Raw genomic sequence first — 19,504 nt, 5'->3', positions numbered from 1 at the left:
CCCCGATGAGGCGGCAGCCAACAAGGAACGATTTTGATGACTCTTTCCAAATCGCAAAATGGCGCATGGCTGGCATTGCTGCTGCTCTGCACCGCCAATTTCCTCGACGCCATGGACGTCTCCACCATTGGTGTCGCGCTCCCCGCCATCCAGGCCGAACTCGGCATGGAGGCGACATCGCTGCAATGGGCCGTCAGCGCCTATGTGCTCGGTTATGGCGGCTTCCTGCTGCTCGGCGGCCGGGTCGCCGATGTCTTCGGCCACCGCCGCGTCTTCCTCTGGTCGCTGGCAATCTTTGCCGCCGCCAGCATCGCCGGCGGCTTCGTCGACAGTGGGCCGACGCTGATCGCAGCCCGCCTGATCAAGGGCATTGCCGCCGCCTTCACGGCGCCGGCAGCACTCGCCCTGCTGCTCTCCGTGTTCGGCGAAGGAGCCGCGCGGGCGAAAGCGCTCGGCGTCTTCGCCTCCACCGGCGCAACCGGCTTCGTGCTCGGCATGGTGATCGGCGGCGCCGCGACGGTGTTCAGCTGGCGGGCAACGCTTGTCATGGGCGCGCCCGTCGCCATCCTGACGCTCGTTCTTGCGCCGCTGGCGCTGCCAGCAGATCCGAAACGGACGGGACCGCGGCCCGCCTTCGACTGGGCCGGCGCCCTGACGATCACGCCAGGGCTGCTGCTCTTCGTCTTCGGCATCACCAATGCCGCAGCCGCCGGCTGGCAGGCTTTCCCGACCTGGGCTTCGCTGCTGGCGTCGCTCGTGCTGATGCTGTTGTTTCTCGCAGTCGAAGCGCGCCATGCCGATCCGATGGTGCCGCTCGGCATGTTCCGCAGGGCCAAGCTCCGGCATGCCAATGCGATTGCCGCCCTGTTCCAAGGCGCTTATGTCGGCTTCCAGTTCCTGGCGACGCTCTATTATCAGAACGTCATCGGCTGGTCGGCCTTCACGACCGGTTTCTGCTTCGCGCTTGGCGGCGTCTTCGTGATGTTCCTGGCGCCACGCTTTGCAAGCGTCGCGCAGAACCGCGGCGCCACCGGACTGATGGCGGCAGGTGTCGGCCTGCAAGCGTTCAGCTACATCTTCTGGGTCGCCGCGCTCGGACATGTGGATCCGATCCTGCTCGTCATCTTCTCGCAGATCCCGCTCGGCCTCGGCTACGCCATGACCTACCCCTCGGTGCAGGTCGCGGCCCTTTCCGACGTGGAGGATGACAAGTCGGGACTCGCCTCCGGGCTGCTCTTCGCGTCCTTCCAGATCGGCGGCGGCATCGTGCTTGCGGCCACCTCCGCCGTCTTCGGCGCATCGCCGCATTTCGGCTGGGATCCCTACTTCGCCGGCATCGCCTTCGTAGGCTTGCTTGCGCTTGCGATCACCCTGCTCGCGGCTGCCGGTCCCCGCAAATCGACCACCAGACCCGCAGCCTACCAGCCGGCGGAATGACGCAATCGGCCCGCATCCGATAGGTGCGGGCCTCCATGATGGCGCGGGTGATCGGCGGCAAGAATCCCGTTGTGTTGCCGGGACGAAAGGCGCATGATCCCGCCTTCGGCAGCTATAGCACGGGCGCTGCCGATGAGGGTTTGATGCCCTAGCCCCGACGAAAGGAGGACCGATGTCTTCCACCTCCGAAAAGCCATATCTTACGTCATCCGATCTCGACATGCTCCAGTCCGTGCTCGATGACGCCGGTTACCAAGCTAAGATCGTGATCGACGACGGAGCGAGCTTCAATGTGGCAGCGACGCTGCTGATCAAGCTCTTCCAGGAGGGTGTAACGTCTCCAGAGATGCTTTCGCTTGCACTCGAACACCACTTCGGCAAGCTGAAGAAGCCGCCGAAGCCGATAACGCCCGTTTACGACCGATATGCGATACAGGGATTGCCACGCGAAAGGCGCGCCGCCAGCTAAAGCATGTCGCGCAAAAGTGTGCAGCGGTTTTCCCGGGCAAAGGGAAGCGCTTTTGCCGCAACGACATGCGTTAAAACAAAGAGCCGGCGCGCTGTTCGGCAGCAAGAATTGCGCTGCGGAACAATGAGCGAACACGGCGCAGACCGCAGCTCATAATTTCGTCTGAACAGAGGAGATCGATCCATGGCCAAAGGACAGCTGAGAAGCAATCGCGAGGTTCGGAAACCGAAGAAAGACAAGCTGGCGCCGAAGACGGCAGGAACATTCGCAAGCCAGATGAAGACGGCGGCCGAAACCGCTCCGCACGGAAGCAGTGCGCCGAAGAAATAGCGGGATTCCGAACCTGATCATCGAAGCAGTTTAAGCCTCGGTCTTGCATGTCGCCCCAAAATCGCCTTAGGGGCGACACGCGCAAGCGGCTGTGTCATCGATAACCCGTCACATCGGCCGGCTTGCCCGCCTCCTGGACCTCGGTCAGGTAGCGCCAGCAATCCGGCCGCGAACCGTCGACGTCGTCGAAGCCATAGGCCTTGGCCATTGCGCCGCTCGACAGCGACTGACCGTTCCAGCGGGCGCGATCGGGATCGGCGGCGATCGCCGCGACGGCGCGGCCGAGGAAGCGCGGCGTTTCGGAAATGGCGAAGTGCGGCTGTGCCTTGGTCGCGTCGCGCCAGTTGTCCTCGCGCACACCATAAGCTTCCAGCATCATTTCGGAGCGCAGCCAGCCGGGCGTGATCGAAACGGCAGCGGCGCCGTGTTTCGCCAAATCCTGCGCATGCGCCCAGGCCATGCGGGTGACGCTCGTCTTGACGAGATCATAGAAAGGCGAAAGCCGGTAATGGGTGGCATTGTATTCGGTGGTGCCGTCGGTCACCTCCACCAGCAAGCCGCCTGGCCGTTCGATCATCAGCGGCAGGGCGTAATGGGCAGTGATCAGATGCGTTTCGATGCCGAGTTGCAGCATGCGCAGGCCCTTGTCCAGCGAATGCTCCCAGACGGACTTGTCCCATTCGAACAGTTTTTCGCAGCCCCAGATGTCGTTGACGAGGATATCGAGCCGGCCGGCCTCGCGGCAAATGCGGGCGACCAGCGCCTCGACCTCCTGCTTGACGAGGTGATCCACGCGCACCGCAATGCCCCTGCCGCCCGCCGATGTGACCAGTTCGGCGGTCTCCTCGATCGTCTCCGGTCGCTGATATTCGGATTGCCGGGCGCGTGTCGTGCGCCCCGTGACGTAAACGGTCGCGCCGGCCGCGCCGAGTTCCACCGCAATGCCGCGGCCCGCACCACGCGTCGCGCCTGCGACCAAAGCCACTTTATCCCGCAAGTCTGCTGTCACTTCTTTATCCTCCACGCTAGAACGGCTGGAAGGGCCAGACCATGACTCACGCCCTATTGAATATAAACGAACGTTCGTTCATATTTATCACGAATGCAAGAGGAATTTCATGCCGCGCCACCGCACGCTTTCCGATGAGCAGCTTCTCGCCATGGTGCTGGCTCTGATCCACGCCGAGGGGCCGGATGCGGCGACCTTTGCGGCGGTGGCGAAAGCCAGCGGCCTTTCCGGCTCGACGCTGGTGCAGCGGTTTGCGACGAAGGCAGCGATGCTGCGCGCGGCACTGCTCCATGCCTGGGACAGGCTGGACGCGGAAACGGCACGGCTTGCCGAGGCCGTTCCGAAGACCCCCGAGGGCGCCGTCGCACTGCTTGTCGGCCTGTCGCAGGATTATGGCGACAATGCCGCTGCCTATGGCGAGGGACTGCTGGTGCTTCGCGAGGATTTTCGCGATCCGGTGCTGCGTGCGCGGGGTGCGGCCTGGGGAACGGCTCTGACGGCGGCGATTGCCCGCTGTTTCGGATCGGAGAAAGCGCCCGAGACCATCGCCCGGCTGATGCTGTCGCAGTGGCAGGGCTCGCTCACCTGGTGGGGTTTCGGCTCGGAAGAACCAGTGGACGCCTATGTGGAGACCGAGCTGCGGCGCTTCCTCGCCGTGGTGAAACCCTGAACCTGCCGTGCTCCGCCTAATAGGCTGTGACGATCATGGCCTGGATAAAATAAAGCAGGGCGGCGGTCACGCCGATCGTCACCGTTGTCAGCAGCAGTCCAATCAGGGTGACGAGCCCGTCGCGCTCCATCAAGGCGACAGCCAGGACCACCAGCGAGAATACCGGCAGGATATTGCCGAAAGGGATCGGTAGCGCGATCACCACCGCGAGCAGGAAGACGGGAATGCCGAGAAGCACCTGCACCGTCGGGCCTGTGAGCGCCTTCAGCCGGCCGGAGCGGACCACCTTCTCCACCCGGGCAATGACGGGAACCGCGTGACGCACGACAAGGTCGAGCGCTACCAGGGAGACCTGGCGATTCCGGATGACGGCGGGCAGCCACACCTTCCGGCCACCCGCGACGATCTGGAGGGAGACCAGCGCAAGCGCGGTGCCGAACACCATTCCGAACGGGCCGGGAATCGGCGTCAGCGCCGGGATTGCCAGGAAGAGGATGGTGAAGGCGATGCTGGTCCTGCCCATCGTCTCCAGCGCCTCGCCGATGGAGAGGCCGCCTTTCTCCCGGGCGAGCTCCAGCATCTCCCGGAGCCGCGCGGTGGCCATCCCTTGGGATGGCCGTGCACTTCCATTTCGATCAGACATCAAAAAGCCCATTCCAGCGGGTGGCCGTCACGCATCTCCATCGGCCCCCTTCAAGACGCCAATCAGAGTTGCGCATTGCGGATCCCTCGCATCGAGAAGCTCGGCCGGCGAGGTGTGGCCGATCGCCATGCTGACGACGGTCGCCGCCGCCCAGCCATAATCGTCAGCTGCGCGCTTGATGAGCTGCGGCCCCTGAGATGTCAGGCAGGCCTGGGACTGGCTGACGATCGCGGCGGGAAGCCGGGCACGCTCAACCTGTTCCTGTATCTGGGCGTGCAAGGGATCGACGACGAAGAGGGCAAAAATCCAGCCGATGAAATCCGAGATCATATCTGTTTCCTTCCTTCGCTAACGTTTCTCTACAGCGTCTGCTCAGACGGCTGCTGCGGATCCCTCGTCTTGATGAGACTCCAGACCACGCCCGAGGCAATGATCGCGAAGGTGATCCCAAGCGAGAGAGCAGCCGGGAATTTTTCCAGGCCCAGCAGATCGGCGAGGAAGATCTTCGAGCCGATGAAGACCAGCACGATGGCAAGTGCGGGCTTCAGGTAGCGGAAGCGATGGATCATCGCCGCGAGCGCGAAATAGAGCGCGCGAAGACCAAGGATCGCGAAGATGTTCGAGGTGTAGACGATGAACGGATCGGTGGTGATCGCGAAGATCGCTGGAACCGAATCCACGGCGAAGATGACATCGGCCACTTCGACCATCACCAGCGCCATGAAGAGCGGCGTGATGAACCAGGTCGTCTTGCCCGTCGCCGGATGCGCCTTTTTGACGAAAAACCGCTCGCCGTGATGCTCCTCGGTGACGTTGAAGCGGTTGCGCATGAAGCGAACGAGCACGTTCTTCGAGACATCGGGCTCAGCTTCCTTGACGACAAGCATCTTGATGCCGGTCGCGATCAGGAAGGCTGCGAAGATATAAAGAACCCAGGCGAATTCGGCGACCAGCGTCGCGCCGACGCCGATCATGATGGCGCGCAGCACGATGACGCCGAGAATGCCCCAGAAGAGCACGCGGTGTTGATAGATGCGCGGCACGGCAAAGAAGGAGAAGATCAGGGCGATGACGAAGACGTTGTCGAGGGCGAGCGTCTTTTCGACGACAAAGCCCGTCAGATAAGCAAGGCCGGGCTCCGAGCCGAGATACCACCACACCCAGCCGCCGAAGGCGAGGCCGAGCGTGATATAGAGAGCGGAAAGCTTGACGCTTTCCCGGACGCCGATTTCCTTGTTCTGCTTATGAAGAATACCAAGGTCGAACGACAGGATGGCGAGGACGAGGACGAAAAAGCTCAACCACATCCAGAGCGGCGTTCCCAGCCACTCGACGAACAAAAAAGAGAAATCCAAAGATGGTCCCCTATCGGCACGGGTTGTCGGAAAAAGGTCCGACATCGCAAGAGTGCCGAAGCTCTCGCCAGAGGGGCCCGGACCAGCGGGTCGCACCCCAGATGGGATCTCGCTTTTCAGGATTCAAGCAGCGGCCGATAGCAATTTCTCATGTGGCGGGGCTTTGAGTGTCCCAGCCCGAACGCCTCGCTCCCCGTGGGAAAGCCGGCTTGCGGCGCATGCAGACGCCGCCCTATCCGTCTTGCGGATCGTCCTTATCCTCGCCGACGGTCAGCGGCCAGTCGACGACGTAGTCCTCGAGATCTTCTATATCGATCTCGTTTTCGTTGATCGTGCGGCCCCGCGCGGAAATACCGGCGGCATGGACGGTTTCGGGATCGCCGGAAACCAGGGGATGCCACCAATAGAGATCGCGCCCCTCGTTGACCAGTCGGTAGCCGCAAGTGGGCGGTAGCCAAGCGATATCAGGCACGTTCTCCTTCGTCAGCTGCACACAGTCGGGCACGAAATCCCAGCGGTTCCGATAGCTGGAGCAACGACAGCTTTCGCCGTCGAGCAGCTTGCAGCTGACCGAGGTGAAATAAATATCGCCGCTATCCCATTCCTCGATCTTGTTGAGGCAACAGAGGCCGCAGCCGTCACAGAGGCTTTCCCACTCGGCGGCGGTCATTTCGGCAAGAGTCTTGCTCTTCCAGAAGGTTAGATCGTCCATCGTTCGTTTCTTGCAACAGCCGCCCGCAAATTCACGTGACCGCCGACGTATCTCTCTTGTTATCGACTGAGAAATCAATCAATTCTTCAGCATACTCCTGGTATCGGAGATACCGGAGAGCTTTTCGGCCCCATGCGGGCCTCGCGCTTTCATCACCTTCCGGCCGCCGGAACGACCGATGCGCGATCAGGCGGGAATACAGGACGTGCAGGATCCGGACAAGCCAGAAAACGGGCCAGGAAAAGAGACAGGGGACGCGCCAGGCAAGCGGCCGGCGAAGAGACGTCACATCCTTCTGCGCATCGATTCATGGATCGATTCGACCGTCTGGAACGCCGGCTTCCGCGCCGCCGAGATCTGGGAAGACACCACCATCTTCTTCCGCCGCTTCCGCGTGCGCGGCTGGAAACGCATGGTCTTCGAACTTGCCGGCGAAGGGCTGACGCTCGGCGCGGCCGGCTCCGTGCTGATGCTCGTGCTTGCCCAGCCGGCCTTCGAGGCAACCAAGGAAGACTGGCGCAATCGCGGCGATTTCGCCGTCACTTTCACCGACCGCTATGGCAATGTCATCGGCCATCGCGGCGTCATCCACCAGAATTCCGTGCCGATCGACGAGCTGCCCGATTCCCTGATCAAATCGGTGCTCGCCACGGAAGACCGCCGCTTCTTCGAGCACTTCGGCATCGATTTCATCGGCCTCTTCCGCGCCATGAGCGAGAATGCGCGCGCCGGCGAAGTCGTCCAGGGCGGCTCGACGCTGACCCAGCAGCTCGCCAAGAACCTCTTCCTTTCCAACGAGCGCTCGATCGACCGCAAGGTCACCGAAGCTTTCCTGGCCCTGTGGCTCGAGGCGAACCTTTCGAAGAAGGAAATCCTCTCCACCTATCTCGACCGCGCCTATATGGGCGGCGGCACTTTCGGCGCCGCGGCGGCCGCCCAGTTCTATTTCGGCAAGAACATCACCGATGTGAACCTTGCCGAATCCGCCATGCTCGCCGGCCTCTTCAAGGCGCCGGCGAAATATGCGCCGCATGTCAACCTGCCGGCCGCGCGTGCGCGCGCCAACGAGGTGCTGACCAATCTCGTGCAGAGCGGGCTGATGACCGAAGGCCAGGTGATCGCCGCCAGGCGCAGCCCGGCGACCGTCGTCGACCGCAACGAGATGGAAGCGCCTGATTTCTTCCTCGATTGGGCTTTCGACGAGGTGCAGCGGCTTTCGCCGCGCTTCCACCAGCATTCGCTGATCGTGCGCACGACGATCGATATGGGGATCCAGAAGGCGGCCGAGGATTCGGTCGAGACCTCGCTGCGTGAATATGGCGAGGCCTATCACGCCAAGCAGGGCGCCTTGGTCATGATCGAAAACGGCGGCGCCGTGCGCGCCATGGTCGGCGGGCGGGATTATGGCGAAAGCCAGTTCAACCGCGCCACCAAGGCGCTGCGCCAGCCGGGCTCCTCCTTCAAGGTCTACACCTATGCGGTGGCGATGGAGAGCGGGATGACACCGCAGACGACGGTCGTCGACGCACCGATCTACTGGGGCAACTGGAGCCCGCACAATTATGCAAACCGCTATGTCGGCCGCATAACGCTCGAGACCGCCATCGCCCAGTCGATCAATACGATCCCGGTGCGGCTCGCCAAGGAGAAGCTCGGCATCCAGCCGATCCGGGCGATGGCGAAGAACCTCGGTGTCGAGACGCCGATCCGCGACGACGTCACCATTCCGATCGGCACGTCGGAGGTGACGGTGCTCGACCAGGCGACCGCCTATGCCACCTTCCCGGCCGGCGGCTACCAGTCGCGCCGCCACGGCATTACCCAGATCCTCGACTACGACGGCGACGTGCTCTACGATTTCGACCGCGACGAGCCGGCGGCCAAACGCGTACTGTCCCAACAGGCAGACGCTTATATGAACCAGATGCTGTCACGCGTTCCCTATGTCGGCACGGCACGCAAGGCAGCACTCGACAACGGCATCGTGACAGCCGGCAAGACCGGCACGACCCAGGCCTATCGCGACGCCTGGTTCGTCGGCTTCACCGGCAACTACACCTGCGCCGTCTGGTTCGGCAATGACGACTATACCTCGACCAACAACATGACCGGCGGCTCGCTGCCGGCGATGACCTTCAAGCGCGCCATGGACTACGCCCACCAGGGTGTGACGCTGCGCGCCATTCCCGGCATCGAAAACCCCCTGCCCTCGGCAGAGGACGTCGCCAAGACCGCAGCCGCCAAGCCGCAGGACGGATTGCCGCAGCTCATCCGGCCGCGCATGCTTTCGGTTCAATCGACCGGCATCCTCAAGGATCTCGGCGAGAAGCTGAAAGACGCCGCGCCGCTGGCGCCGCAGAAGGTGGCGAGCGCCGAATAGCTCGACCGCAATCATGCCGAGATCCTGACATCGATGGATCGCCGGTCCGGTTTGCCGCTGCGAATGCGGCATGAACCGTGGATAGATCGCCTCTCGTGTCACGGCGCGGCATTCCACCCTGCCAGAATCAGTGGTAACCCTTTCATCCAATGTGGTTTCCAAGGTCATGACGTGTTTCGGTTTCCCCTTTTCATCCTGATCACGCTGATCGTCGCCTTCGGCGGCGGCATCATGATCACGCTCTATGCGCTGGATGCGACACAGGGTTTCGGCGCCATCAAGCTCGGCGCCTGGGAAGCCTTTCCGGCATTGCAGACGGTTGACGCCGACCCTTACGCCAAGTCGCACCGGGCGCGCGCCGGCAAACTGCTCTATGGCAGCGCCGAGGGCCTGACCTTCACGGCGAGCGTCGACGACGAGGGCACGCGGCTGAATGCCGGCTGCCGCTACCGCATCAGCGGGCAGACGCCGCCTGCCCGCCTCTGGACCCTCTTCACCGCCGACAATGGCGGCAATCCGGCGGCGGTGAAAAACGGGCTTCCCTCGGCCCTGAATTCCTGGACGGTGCTGCGCCAGCCCGACAGCAGCTTCTCGATCGAGATCTCCGCCGTCGCGCAGCCGGGCAACTGGCTGGCGCTACCGCAAGCCGGCACCTTCCGGCTCGTGCTGACGCTGTTCGACACGCCGACGGCCGGCAGTTCCGGCGTGATCGATCTCGCCATGCCGAAGCTCACCAAGACCGGATGCGGCAATGCTTAGAATAATATTCGCCGTTCTCACCGGCCTTTTCGGCGCAGCGCTGCTGCATCTCGTCATCATCCTGTCGCTGCCGCACTTCACCGGCCGGGATGCGGCGACCCGCGTCGCGGCTGAAGGCGACCTCAACAATTTCTACCTGCTGAACGACCAGTATGACGAGGCAGGCCTTGCCAATGGCGACCCCTTTGTGCGCACCGCCGTCTGCTCCTTCGACGTCGAGGATGCGCCGATGCACTTTACGGCGAGAGGCAACGTGCCCTTCTGGTCGATCGCGATCTATGACAGCGCCTCCAACGAGATCTTCAGCATGAACGACCGGACATCGGTCGGCGGCGCGCTCGATGTGCTGGCGGGCGGTCCGATCCAGCTGACGGACCTGCGCAAGAACCTGCCGCAGGAGCTGCAGCAGACGATCCTGGTGGAGATGGCGCGGCCAGACGGTTATGCCGTGCTGCGCACGCTGGCGCCGCAGGCGAGTTTCGATGAAGCTGCGCGCAACTTCTTGACGGAAGCTGGCTGCGAACAGTTCGACACACGCTGAAGTTGAAAGCGCGTTACTTTTTATTGACGCGCGGCGCAGGCGCCGGACGCCGTTTCGGGCTCTCGGCCAGCCGCTCATAGCGGACGCCGGTGAACCAAAGAATCTTGGCTTCGCGGGGTTCCTTGTCCAGGCGACGCGGCGCCCGCGGCCGCCGATCCGCCAATGCGACTACTATTGCCATTCTCGTCTCCATGCACTGCCCGAGACGGATGAACTTGCGAAGGATTTCACCCTGCCCGCCAATCTGCGGGCCGGCGCGTCCTGCGGCGCCGGGATGACCGGACCGAGGGCATTCGCGCCTTTCCCACGGCACCTGACTGAAATACCGTGATGCGGAGTTTCAACGATCCAGATACTCAAATCGCGTCGTTCCTATCCGAATTGAGACACATGACAGTTAACAGATTCCTAATATTCGGCCGAGGCCAAACACAGTTCACGTCATTTGCTTGTAACGTCCGGATAGTTGTTTTGGTTTCACGCCGCCCGCGCAAAAATGCGGTGCGGAGGTGAAGCATAAAATTAGAAGAGATTCATATAGTTGGCTATAATGCAGCAGCCAACGCGCCCCGCCAAGGGCAGATGTTGCAAATATACGTCACGAAAATATTCATTGCGGCCCAAGTGGATGAGCGTATGTTCGCCATGTCGATCAAACGTTTCCGGCTCCGATCGATCGGGGATCATCCACGCTCCTGCCGGAAATGCGGAGGGCAGACGGTGTCTTTGCTCGTGAATGCGTCTTTCTCATCCCAGGATTTCGACGTGCTGTGCAGCGCACTGGACGCATGGTGCGCCGAGCGGCATATCGACATCGTCAGCGTCGAGGCCCAGTCTGCGGCGTCCACGGCGCTCGACCTCTATCAGGAAGGCTACGACAGCCGCGAAAAGCTTCTGCACGCGCTGCGTGATCACAGGGCCGCCTAGCCGTTTCCACCGTCAGGCAGCCGGCGGAACGCCGTCATCATCCCCTTTCCGGACAAACGCATTCAACTGCGGACCAGCCATCCGCAGCACGTTACGCGAGTAAATTTGTGTCGCATTTTAATAAAATCTTCAGCATGCATTAACCGTACCGGTGTAGGATTTGTTCATAACCGTATGGCCTGACATGCGTTCCGCCAGCGCATATCGACCCGCGGTTCCCCTTGTCGTGCGTTTTCAGGGTGTTCGTGTGCGTGACCGGTTTCGAGACCTAGAAGGCCCGTTGGCCGTCAGGAAAAAGGACGTGGTATTGATGGCGACCGTCAGCAGTTTCGAGAATCTGTCGCATCCGACACGATCCGAGCTGCGCCAGTTCGCCGAGCTTTTCACGCCGCTGTTCCAGGCTTCCTCCGAAGAGGCCAAGCGCCAGGCGGTCGCCGCCCTGTCTCAATGCGATCACATACCGGCAGCCGTGGCGCTGTTCATCGGCAGCCAGCCGATCGATATCGCCGCGCCTTTTCTCGCGGCCTCCAAGGCGATCGCCGACGAAACGCTGATCATCATCGCCCGCACCCAGGGGAAGGACCACGTCAAGGCGATCGTCAGCCGCGATTGCCTCTCGCCCAAGGTCATCGATGCATTGGTGGCGTTGCGCCAGGCCGGTCCGCGGGCGGCGGCCACGGTGGCTCAGCACATCGAGCCACCCACCGTGCCGCTTGCACCGATACCGGTGGAGACCACCGAGGCGGATGCGCTGGAGGAACAGCGGATTGCCAATGAAGAGGCATTGCGCGAGCGCATCCTCGGCCTTGCCGGCCATCTCGGCCGCAGCGATGAGGACAGGCTCGGCCTGCGCACGCTTACCGACATTCAGGAGGCGCTGCTGGTGCGTTTTGCCCGCTCGCGCGAAGCGACGCAGTTCGCGACCGCGCTTGCCGATGCGCTTTCCGCCAGCCGCTGGCTTGCCGAGCGAATCATGCTCGATCTGTCCGGCCAGCAGCTCGCCACGACGCTGACCAGCCTCGGCATGGGCTTTCTCGATGCCGTCTTCGTGCTCGAAAAGCTCTATCCGCATCTTGCCGAACAGCAGCACAGCGTCACCCGCGCCTGGATGGTGCTTGATGCGCTCGACCCGGAGGAATGCCACGACCGCGTGGAAGCCTGGCGGCGCGCCGATCGCTACACCTACAAGCCCGAGGCGCCCGCTGCCCCCGCGCTTCAGGAAACACCCGGTTATCGCTTCATCCGCCAGGCGCCGCAACAGCGTGACATGCGCGTCATGGGGCGGCGGTCCCGCTGAACCGACAGGCGTCTTCGGCAGTCAGCCGAAATCCCGCGCAAGCGGGATCAGGTCGCCCACTTCCTCCATTTCCAGCTCGACGATCCAGAGATCGGAGTCGAACCTGCGTTCGCGCTCCAGCATCGCGCGCACCGCTTCCGGCTCGCTGCGCGACAGGCGGATCTCGAACAGGCGGTCGCCGGCCTGTCCGTCATCGAAGGCGGTCTGCGGCGCAGGCGCGTAAAGCGTCTCCAGACCATCGCGGAAGTGCTGGCGGATGAAGATCGCGCCCGCCTCCTCCGCGCCTTTCTTCTCCACAGCGGCGAAATCGCCGCTGGCAAAGACACGGCGCAGGAGGGCGGAAACGAAAATGTCGGCGCGCAATCTCATCGGCGCGATATAGACCGGCGCGCGGGCGGCGACAATGCGGGGTGAAATCTCGACCGTCGAATTCAGACCTTGACCGCCAGCCGCAACCCTCCCCAATGCCGCCCCCGGACGGTGATCGGGGCCGAAATATCCTTCATCATCACGAAATTGCCGCCGCCCATGTCGCGCCTGTAGGTCTGGACGAGAAAGGGCGCGGTGCTGCGGCCGGCGGCAAGGCCGACTCGATCGGCGAAGATGCGGCGGTTGCGGCAATTGGCGGTGTTCCAGACGGCATCGCCGGGGCGCTGCGGCTGGGAGAATTTTCGGTTGTGGGTCGGGAGATAACCGTTCTCGTCGATCGCCGCGCAGAAGGCGATGCGCTCGTCGGACGCGACGATCGGTTCCTGGATCGGCGGCAGCAGGCGGTCTGTGAGTTCGGTGAAGGCGGCCATGACCTGGGCCGGATCGCTGCCTGCAACCGGGCGATAGCGCCGGTCGAAGAGAGCGTCGAGCCCGATCTGCCCTTCGGCGACGGCGCGTTCGAAGGCGCCGGAGATCTGCCTTGCGACCGATTGCGCTTCTTCGATCCAATGGCTGTCGGCGGTCTTGACGCCGGCGCTCGCTGTTAACTGAATCAGGGTTTCGGAGAGGCCGACGACGCTATCGACGCGTTTGGCAGCCTGCTGCAGCCTGACATTCGAGCCGGCGACCTCGGACGACATTTCGCTGAGTTTTTCGACGAAGCCGGCGCATTGCTGATCGACCGCCTCGGTGGTGTTTGCCATCACCGTCGAACTGTCGAGGATGCGGGTAATGACATTTTCCATGCTGTCGAAGGCTCCCCTCATCGCCTCCGACTTGTCGCGCACGCCGGCGGCGCTCTTGCGCGCATCGCTGCCGACCACCGACAGCCGGTCGATCTTCACGCGCAATTCGTCCAGCGTGTCCTGGATGGAGCCGGTCGCCTTCGACGTCTGCAGCGAGAGCGCGCGCACTTCGGCGGCGACCACCGCAAAACCCTTGCCGGCATCGCCGGCGCGTGCGGCCTCAATCGCGGCGTTCAGCGCCAGCAGGTTCGTCTGGCGGGCAATGGTGCTGATCTCCTCTGCGATCTTGTCGACATCAGCAAGCGATTTCGAAAAACCGGCGATTTCGGTGCCGATCTCGTTGGAGGACTGGACCATGTGACCGATCTCGGCGACCGAACCGGACAGGCGGTCGGCCGATTCCTTCAGCATGTGGCGGGCCTCGGTCGCCGTGCGGTCGGTCTCTCTGAGCGAGACGGCGACAGCGCGGTTGGTCTCGGCAATCGAAAGTGCTGTGCGGGTAACATGATCGAAGGAAGAAGCATGTCGGGCCGACATTGCCGCCATGTCCTGGATCGCGCCGGCAATGTCGACAAGATCGATGCCAAGAGTGGAGGCCTCTTCGGCAAGGCGCCGGAGGATATGGCGCAAGGCCTCGCGATCAAGACCCTCCGCTTCGTCTGGCGCTTCACCGGCCAGATCGTCTACCGCCCTCAGCGCATGCATGACCGACGCTCCCCCGCCCCAATCAGAAAAGCTTCAGGCAACATGGTTAATAAGTTGCAAACGGTGCCTGCGCCTTAGACTAAGGTTGCAGGACGACACAAAGCGCAACGGCGCACACTTCGCTTAGATCGCGCCGATTTCCCTGAGCTTCTTCAGCACCGCCTCGTTGGGCTCGCCGTTTTCGGGCAGATTATAGTGCTTCTGGAAATGGCGGATGGCCGCACGGGTCTGCTCGCCGGCAACGCCGTCAACGCCGACATTGGCGTAGGCCATGTTGGAAAGGCCTTTCTGGATTTTCAGCACCAGATCGACATTGGAGATTTCGCTTGATGGAACCTGCTTTGCGGCAGCGGGAGCCGTTTTGATCGTCTTCTCGGCGCTGCGGATCGCCGCTGCGACCGGATCTTCCGACGAGGCTTTCGAGCTCACATCCTCGAGCGGCTTTTCGGCAGGCACGGTCGAGGGGCCGGCGGCATCGGTCTTCAGCGCCGCCAGAACCTCCGGCGTCGCATCGCCGCTCTGGGCCATGCCGACGGTTTCTTCGAAGAAAAGGATAGCCGCGCTGGTGCGAGGCCCGATGATGCCGTCGGGCGTGCCGTTATAGAGGCCCCGGCGAACCAGCTGCTGCTGGATATCCATAACGAGCTGGCTCGACTGCTGACCGGCTGCGGCCGCAGCCGGCGTCGCGTTGGTGGCGGTTGCATCCTCAGGCCGTTCGATCCGGAAGGTGGTGACGTCGCCCTGCTGCTCCTCGGCCGGGCGGCGGGCGCCGAGCACATTCGGAGATTGCGGATCGCGGGTGCGGAAAATCGGGTGCGGATGTAGGCCCGGCTGATACCAGAGCGCATTGGCGGCGACAAAAGAGAAGATGACGACGAAGGCGATGGTGCCGCCGGCAACGGACGGATTGCGGCCGATGACGCCGCCGAGCACGGACGCGCCCTGCAGGCTGAGGCCGCCGAGGGCAGCTGCACCCGTCATCAAAAGGCCCGGCTGCTGCCGTCCCCTCTTTCCCTTAGGCGATTTTCGCTTGCGCGCGGCCATCGAAATGCCCCTCTTCTACGCCGGTATTGACCGCGCCCTTCAGCCGCGGCGGAAACTCGACAGTTGCGCCATGGCCGGCATCGTCGGTGCACGTGGCGCCCGAGCCGTCGGCTGCGATCTCGATGGTGATGATCGTGCCCTCGCCCGGCTGGCTGGCGATGGCAAAGTTTCCGCCATGCAGCGATACCAGTCCCTTGACCAGCGAAAGGCCGAGGCCGGTGCCTTCGAACCGGCGGGTGTAATCGTTCTGAATCTGGACGAAGGGCTGGCCGAGCAGTGCCAGCTTGTCGGCCGGGATGCCGATGCCGGTATCGCTGACCGTCAGCTTCAGGATGCCGTCACGCACCGCCGCATCGAGGGAGACGACGCCGCCGGCTTCCGTGAACTTCACGGCATTGCCGACAAGATTGATGAGGATCTGCTGGATGGCGCGCTGATCGGCAACGATCTCGCCGATGCCGCGCTGGATGCGGCTCGTCAGGGTGACGCCCTTGGTCTTGGCCTGCAATGCCAGCATCGATTCGCAGGATTTGACGGAGCCCCCTATATCGAAGGGTTCCAGGATCAGCTCGTAGCGGCCGGCTTCGATCTTGCTCATGTCGAGCATGGTGTTGACGACCGACAGCAGATGCGCGCCGGATTCGCGGACCAGGCCGACATATTCACGCTGGCGATCGTTTTCGAACTTGCCGAAATATTCGCCGATCAGGATGTCGGAAAAACCGAGGATGGCGTTCAGCGGCGTGCGCAGCTCATGGCTGACCGCGGCAAGGAAGCGCGATTTGGCGTCGTTTGCGGATTCGGCATCGGCCGCGCGGTTCTGGGCTTCGTCACGCAGCTGCTGCTCGACGGAGACATCGCGCAACTGGGCGATGACGGCGGCAAGTTCGCCGTCGGCGTCGCGCCGAGCGGTCATATCCATCCTCAGATGCGCGAACTGGCGTTGGCCGCGCCCGACCGGGGGCCGGTCGAGCCGCAGATCGACGCTCGCCGTCTCCTCGCCCCGGCGCAGCTCATCGAGCGCCTGCAGGAAAAGGATGCGGTCGGAGACATGCACCTGTTCAATGAAGCCTCTGCCCTTGGGATCGCGCATCCAGGCGAGGAAATCGCAGCGGTCGCGGCCACCGAAGGTCGCCACGCTGCCGTGCGCGTCGAGGAAGAAGACGAGGCCTGGTGTAACCGCGAGGAAGAAATCCTCGGCCGACTGATTGGCAATGCCAGCCGGCGAACCCTGACGGGCGAGCGCGATGCTGCCGACGGCGGAAAAGAGAAAAGCGGCGCAAACCATGGCGACGCCCGCCGGCAGGGCGACGGCCGGGCTGGTGACGGTCGAAAGGCCGATCGGAGCGGCGACGAGGGCGGCCGAAGAGAGCAGGACGAGGCGGCGCAGGATTGCGAGTTCGCGTTGGCGCACGGCTTCGCCGCCTCCCGTCCGGGAAAGCCAGCTTGTCGCCGCCCGGTCTACGAGGGCCGTTATCCAGCCGCCAATGTCACCCAATACACGCACGCAATACCCGCCGAAAAGGCTGTCTGTTGATCCGGACAATAGGCCTTGGCGGCTTAAAGAAAGGATAAGGCAAAAGCCCTCTTCACAGCTGGAAAGAGCCGAAAATCCCGTTTTGAGGCATCTGGCAGGCTCTTTGCCTTTTGTGGTTAATAGCAGGTAAGCGACGGATTTTCCTCATATTTCAGCATAGCGTTAACTCCTGTGGCAAGGCGAGCTCGCAAAAGCCCTGCAATTGCAAGGAGGTGCTGCCCTGATGCTTAACGGCGATCGCTCGCATTCGACTAAAATGCGGCTCAAATACCGGTCGCTAAAATTTGAACTAAATTTGCCGCAAATGCGCGTGAGTTTCGAAAAGCGGCATTCGCAACTTGCCGGTAGGGTGAAAACACACCGGACAACCGGCCTGATTCGGCGACAAGACCGAACGGGGACAACAGGATGGGCAACGACAATGTGGTTTCTGATCAAAGGATCCTTCTGGTTTGGCCTTGTGCTCGTGCTTCTTTCCGTCTTCAGCACGGAAGGTTCCGACAAGCACGCCAACGGCCCGCAACTGCAGCTTTCCGACGCGTTCACGGCGGCCAGCGGCGCCTATGACTATCTCACAGGCATGTGCTCGGAAAAGCCCGAAGTCTGCGTCAAGGGCGCAGAGACCTTCACCGCACTCGGCTACCGGGCCCGCGAAGGCGCCCGCGTTGCCTATGAACTGCTGGACAGCCAGTTCCAGGACGAGGCGCCGGCGACCGCAAAGCTTGCCGAACCGACAGCCCCGGCGGCCCTGCCCTCCCTCGCCTCGCCCTCGCTCCAGGAAAAGGTGCGCGAGGCGAAGGCCGCGCTCAACCAGCCGATGCCTTACCGCCCGCCGGTCGAGGATGATGAGACGGCCGAGACGGTGGTGACCGGCGCGATCCCGCTGCCGACGCCGAAGCCGGCGATCTGACGAAATTTCCGCGGGTCTTCCGCACAGCATTTCTTTTTTACACAATTCCGAGCCCAAACCGCTTCACGCCATTGCCGGAATTGTTCGAGCTTGCATCGGTGGTCCGCATGACGCGGAAATGCCCCATGCCTGACGTGCCTGCCCTGTTCAATTCAGCATATTGCTGCGCCGTGAGGATGCCCATCCCTCACGGCGTTTCTTTTTAACGGTTCAAATTCGCCGGTCTTTCACCTATATGCACTCTTAATAGTGAAAGGCTCTCGCATGGCATCCCTCGACCAGATCATCGACGACTTCACCTTCCTGGATGATTGGGAAGACCGCTACCGCTATGTCATCGAGCTCGGCAAGGCGCTGCCTGAACTGGCCGAGGAAAAGCGCACCTCGGAGAACAAGGTGATGGGCTGCGCCAGCCAGGTCTGGCTGGTCACGCATACGGCGGGTGATCCCGACAATCCCATCATGAGTTTCGAGGGTGATTCGGACGCCCATATCGTGCGCGGGCTCGTCGCCATCGTGCTTGCCACCTATTCCGGCAAGGCGGCATCCGAAATTGCCGGCCTCGATGCCTTCGAGATATTCTCGAGGATCGGCCTGGTCGAGAACCTATCGTCGCAGCGTTCGAACGGGCTGCGGTCGATGGTGAACAGAATCCGGGAAGAGGCAAGGGTTCGGGCTGCGGCCTGAACGCGACTGATTTCGCAAGCATTTACAGACCCATCGATTCGGAAATGCAGCCGCGAATCCAGTATATTAACACTTGCTGATAGTATGGGAATACATTCTACGCCCTCACGCAAGCATAAGGCTGGCGCTCTCATAATATCTCGCCGTGCAGACGAATCATCTGCGAAGGGCTCGAAATACTGGAGAGATTATTTTCCTCGTCCTGAATGCATACAAAAAAAGCCGGGCACAGGACCCGGCTTTTGTCGTTGGTTGCTTTCGGAAAAGCTCAGCCGCGGCCGCGCTTGCGGCGCTGCCCGAGGCCCATCTCCTTTGCGAGGCGCGAACGCGCTTCGGCATAAGCGGGCGCTACCATCGGGTAATCGGTCGGCAGGTCCCACTTCTCGCGGTACTCTTCCGGCGAGAGGCTGTGGTGCGTCATCAGGTGACGCTTGAGGGATTTGAAATTGCCGCCGCATTCCAGGCACGTGATCTGCTCGTCCTGCACGGACTTGCGGACAGAAACTGCAGGCTTCTGCTTTTCGACGATCGCCGCAGCGGGCTGCGGTACGGACGTGTTGCTCAATGCCGAATGGACGTCGGAAATCAGGTTGGCCAGGTCGCTGACCGGCACAACATGGTTGCTGACATAAGCCGCGACGATGTCGGCCGTCAGTTCCACAAGCAGCTCCGGCCCATTGCCGGTCGCTATATCCGTCATACTCTTTCTCCTGTTAGCATGCACAAACGGTCTATGACTGACTCGTCAAAGACCCGCCTCGTAGAAGCGAACAGCAAAAGCACAGGAAGCGACCTTCTGTTCCGAAAAACGCGAAATCCACCCCTAGATTCCGAAGAGCGAGACCTGTTCTTATACTGCCTGACGGAAAACCACTACGTCATGCCCCAGGCGATGGCCCCAGTTAGACATGAAAAAT

The 19,504-nt window shown here is 62.3% G+C and carries 21 protein-coding genes and 1 pseudogene; 11 read left to right on the top strand and 11 right to left on the bottom strand.

The features are described from left to right. Positions 1-36 precede the first annotated feature (36 nt). The 3 genes and pseudogenes from ATY76_RS09385 to ATY76_RS33660 all read left to right on the top strand — a co-directional run bounded on the left by ATY76_RS09385 (position 37) and on the right by ATY76_RS33660 (position 2,236). On the top strand, positions 37-1,437 hold the full coding sequence (locus ATY76_RS09385; protein ID WP_088674486.1) for an MFS transporter: 1,401 nt from the start codon (positions 37-39) through the stop codon (positions 1,435-1,437). Between the two features lie 93 nt (positions 1,438-1,530). Beyond that, positions 1,531-1,906: pseudogene (locus ATY76_RS09380) on the top strand (hypothetical protein). 183 nt (positions 1,907-2,089) lie between these two features. Further along, positions 2,090-2,236 (top strand): hypothetical protein, encoded by a 147-nt coding sequence (locus tag ATY76_RS33660; protein ID WP_190233623.1) that lies wholly within the window; start codon positions 2,090-2,092, stop codon positions 2,234-2,236. A gap of 94 nt (positions 2,237-2,330) precedes the next feature. On the opposite strand, the gene ATY76_RS09375 is transcribed toward ATY76_RS33660, so the two are convergent. Further along, entirely contained in the window at positions 2,331-3,245 is a 915-nt protein-coding gene (locus tag ATY76_RS09375) for an SDR family oxidoreductase (protein WP_088674484.1), read from the bottom strand. A gap of 109 nt (positions 3,246-3,354) precedes the next feature. Here ATY76_RS09375 and ATY76_RS09370 point away from each other — a divergent pair, with 109 nt between their 5' ends. Then, the gene (locus ATY76_RS09370; protein ID WP_088674483.1) at positions 3,355-3,915 is read left to right on the top strand and encodes a TetR family transcriptional regulator; all 561 of its coding nucleotides are present in this window, start codon (positions 3,355-3,357) and stop codon (positions 3,913-3,915) included. A 16-nt stretch (positions 3,916-3,931) separates the two neighbouring features. Here ATY76_RS09370 and ATY76_RS09365 read toward each other — a convergent pair whose 3' ends face one another. The 4 genes from ATY76_RS09365 to ATY76_RS09350 form a co-directional block, all read right to left on the bottom strand. After that, a complete protein-coding gene (locus tag ATY76_RS09365) occupies positions 3,932-4,558 on the bottom strand; it encodes an exopolysaccharide biosynthesis protein (RefSeq protein WP_088674568.1) in 627 nt (208 codons plus the stop codon). 27 nt (positions 4,559-4,585) lie between these two features. Next, on the bottom strand, positions 4,586-4,888 hold the full coding sequence (locus tag ATY76_RS09360) for a hypothetical protein (RefSeq protein ID WP_088674482.1): 303 nt from the start codon (positions 4,886-4,888) through the stop codon (positions 4,586-4,588). Positions 4,889-4,917: 29 nt separating this feature from the next. Then, a complete protein-coding gene (locus tag ATY76_RS09355) occupies positions 4,918-5,913 on the bottom strand; it encodes a TerC family protein (RefSeq protein ID WP_088674481.1) in 996 nt (331 codons plus the stop codon). Positions 5,914-6,145: 232 nt separating this feature from the next. Beyond that, a complete protein-coding gene (locus tag ATY76_RS09350; RefSeq protein WP_088674480.1) occupies positions 6,146-6,625 on the bottom strand; it encodes a YcgN family cysteine cluster protein in 480 nt (159 codons plus the stop codon). A gap of 178 nt (positions 6,626-6,803) precedes the next feature. On the opposite strand from ATY76_RS09350, the gene ATY76_RS09345 reads away from it, so the two are divergent. From ATY76_RS09345 to ATY76_RS09335, 3 genes are all read left to right on the top strand, one after another. Further along, positions 6,804-9,005, top strand: a complete 2,202-nt coding sequence (locus tag ATY76_RS09345; RefSeq protein ID WP_245309773.1) for a transglycosylase domain-containing protein — start codon at positions 6,804-6,806, stop codon at positions 9,003-9,005. Between the two features lie 171 nt (positions 9,006-9,176). Then, positions 9,177-9,764 carry a DUF1214 domain-containing protein gene (locus ATY76_RS09340; protein ID WP_088674479.1) on the top strand — a complete coding sequence of 196 codons (588 nt, stop codon included), beginning with the start codon at positions 9,177-9,179 and terminating at the stop codon, positions 9,762-9,764. Then, positions 9,757-10,305, top strand: coding sequence for a DUF1254 domain-containing protein (locus ATY76_RS09335; protein WP_088674478.1), 549 nt, complete (start codon positions 9,757-9,759; stop codon positions 10,303-10,305). Before ATY76_RS09340 ends, ATY76_RS09335 begins: the two co-directional genes overlap by 8 nt. A 13-nt stretch (positions 10,306-10,318) precedes the next feature. Here the strand turns inward: ATY76_RS09335 and ATY76_RS33655 are convergent, their stop codons facing one another. Next, positions 10,319-10,486, bottom strand: a complete 168-nt coding sequence (locus ATY76_RS33655) for a hypothetical protein (protein ID WP_176538978.1) — start codon at positions 10,484-10,486, stop codon at positions 10,319-10,321. 539 nt (positions 10,487-11,025) lie between these two features. Here ATY76_RS33655 and ATY76_RS09330 point away from each other — a divergent pair. Together ATY76_RS09330 and ATY76_RS09325 are read left to right on the top strand one after the other, a co-directional pair. Continuing rightward, positions 11,026-11,232: a hypothetical protein gene (locus ATY76_RS09330; RefSeq protein WP_088674566.1), complete on the top strand. Its 207-nt coding sequence runs from the start codon at positions 11,026-11,028 to the stop codon at positions 11,230-11,232. Between the two features lie 247 nt (positions 11,233-11,479). Next, positions 11,480-12,529 carry a DUF2336 domain-containing protein gene (locus tag ATY76_RS09325; RefSeq protein WP_088674477.1) on the top strand — a complete coding sequence of 350 codons (1,050 nt, stop codon included), beginning with the start codon at positions 11,480-11,482 and terminating at the stop codon, positions 12,527-12,529. Between the two features lie 21 nt (positions 12,530-12,550). Here the strand turns inward: ATY76_RS09325 and ATY76_RS09320 are convergent, their stop codons facing one another. The 4 genes from ATY76_RS09320 to ATY76_RS09305 form a co-directional block, all read right to left on the bottom strand. Beyond that, the gene (locus tag ATY76_RS09320; RefSeq protein WP_088674565.1) at positions 12,551-12,898 is read right to left on the bottom strand and encodes a DUF1491 family protein; all 348 of its coding nucleotides are present in this window, start codon (positions 12,896-12,898) and stop codon (positions 12,551-12,553) included. Between the two features lie 62 nt (positions 12,899-12,960). Further along, the gene (locus tag ATY76_RS09315) at positions 12,961-14,409 is read right to left on the bottom strand and encodes a methyl-accepting chemotaxis protein (RefSeq protein WP_088674476.1); all 1,449 of its coding nucleotides are present in this window, start codon (positions 14,407-14,409) and stop codon (positions 12,961-12,963) included. Between the two features lie 123 nt (positions 14,410-14,532). Further along, positions 14,533-15,453, bottom strand: coding sequence for a peptidoglycan-binding domain-containing protein (locus tag ATY76_RS09310; protein ID WP_088674475.1), 921 nt, complete (start codon positions 15,451-15,453; stop codon positions 14,533-14,535). Further along, positions 15,425-16,960, bottom strand: a complete 1,536-nt coding sequence (locus tag ATY76_RS09305; RefSeq protein ID WP_088674474.1) for a HAMP domain-containing sensor histidine kinase — start codon at positions 16,958-16,960, stop codon at positions 15,425-15,427. Before ATY76_RS09305 ends, ATY76_RS09310 begins: the two co-directional genes overlap by 29 nt. Positions 16,961-17,411: 451 nt before the next feature. On the opposite strand from ATY76_RS09305, the gene ATY76_RS09300 reads away from it, so the two are divergent. After that, positions 17,412-17,900 (top strand): DUF5330 domain-containing protein, encoded by a 489-nt coding sequence (locus ATY76_RS09300; RefSeq protein ID WP_088674473.1) that lies wholly within the window; start codon positions 17,412-17,414, stop codon positions 17,898-17,900. 264 nt (positions 17,901-18,164) lie between these two features. Beyond that, entirely contained in the window at positions 18,165-18,587 is a 423-nt protein-coding gene (locus ATY76_RS09295; protein WP_088674472.1) for a SufE family protein, read from the top strand. A 268-nt stretch (positions 18,588-18,855) separates the two neighbouring features. Here the strand turns inward: ATY76_RS09295 and ATY76_RS09290 are convergent, their stop codons facing one another. Continuing rightward, on the bottom strand, positions 18,856-19,287 hold the full coding sequence (locus tag ATY76_RS09290; protein WP_008528845.1) for a MucR family transcriptional regulator: 432 nt from the start codon (positions 19,285-19,287) through the stop codon (positions 18,856-18,858). Positions 19,288-19,504 lie beyond the last annotated feature (217 nt).

The organism is Rhizobium sp. R339 (assembly GCF_002211395.1).
Classification (GTDB): domain Bacteria; phylum Pseudomonadota; class Alphaproteobacteria; order Rhizobiales; family Rhizobiaceae; genus Rhizobium.
The sequence above is the reverse complement of the archived record's forward strand: the minus strand, read 5'-3'. Positions and strand labels throughout refer to the sequence as shown.

Excerpts from the sequence above, each read along its gene's own strand:
- ATY76_RS09295 (WP_088674472.1), top strand. The coding sequence starts at position 18,165 with ATGGCATCCCTCGACCAGATCATCGACGACTTCACCTTCCTGGATGAT.
- ATY76_RS09290 (WP_008528845.1), bottom strand. The coding sequence starts at position 19,287 with ATGACGGATATAGCGACCGGCAATGGGCCGGAGCTGCTTGTGGAACTG.
- ATY76_RS09360 (WP_088674482.1), bottom strand. The coding sequence starts at position 4,888 with ATGATCTCGGATTTCATCGGCTGGATTTTTGCCCTCTTCGTCGTCGAT.
- ATY76_RS09300 (WP_088674473.1), top strand. The coding sequence starts at position 17,412 with ATGTGGTTTCTGATCAAAGGATCCTTCTGGTTTGGCCTTGTGCTCGTG.
- ATY76_RS09315 (WP_088674476.1), bottom strand. The coding sequence starts at position 14,409 with ATGCATGCGCTGAGGGCGGTAGACGATCTGGCCGGTGAAGCGCCAGAC.
- ATY76_RS33655 (WP_176538978.1), bottom strand. The coding sequence starts at position 10,486 with ATGGCAATAGTAGTCGCATTGGCGGATCGGCGGCCGCGGGCGCCGCGT.
- ATY76_RS09335 (WP_088674478.1), top strand. The coding sequence starts at position 9,757 with ATGCTTAGAATAATATTCGCCGTTCTCACCGGCCTTTTCGGCGCAGCG.
- ATY76_RS09310 (WP_088674475.1), bottom strand. The coding sequence starts at position 15,453 with ATGGCCGCGCGCAAGCGAAAATCGCCTAAGGGAAAGAGGGGACGGCAG.
- ATY76_RS09320 (WP_088674565.1), bottom strand. The coding sequence starts at position 12,898 with ATGAGATTGCGCGCCGACATTTTCGTTTCCGCCCTCCTGCGCCGTGTC.
- ATY76_RS09345 (WP_245309773.1), top strand. The coding sequence starts at position 6,804 with ATGCGCGATCAGGCGGGAATACAGGACGTGCAGGATCCGGACAAGCCA.
- ATY76_RS09365 (WP_088674568.1), bottom strand. The coding sequence starts at position 4,558 with ATGTCTGATCGAAATGGAAGTGCACGGCCATCCCAAGGGATGGCCACC.
- ATY76_RS09350 (WP_088674480.1), bottom strand. The coding sequence starts at position 6,625 with ATGGACGATCTAACCTTCTGGAAGAGCAAGACTCTTGCCGAAATGACC.
- ATY76_RS09370 (WP_088674483.1), top strand. The coding sequence starts at position 3,355 with ATGCCGCGCCACCGCACGCTTTCCGATGAGCAGCTTCTCGCCATGGTG.
- ATY76_RS33660 (WP_190233623.1), top strand. The coding sequence starts at position 2,090 with ATGGCCAAAGGACAGCTGAGAAGCAATCGCGAGGTTCGGAAACCGAAG.
- ATY76_RS09385 (WP_088674486.1), top strand. The coding sequence starts at position 37 with ATGACTCTTTCCAAATCGCAAAATGGCGCATGGCTGGCATTGCTGCTG.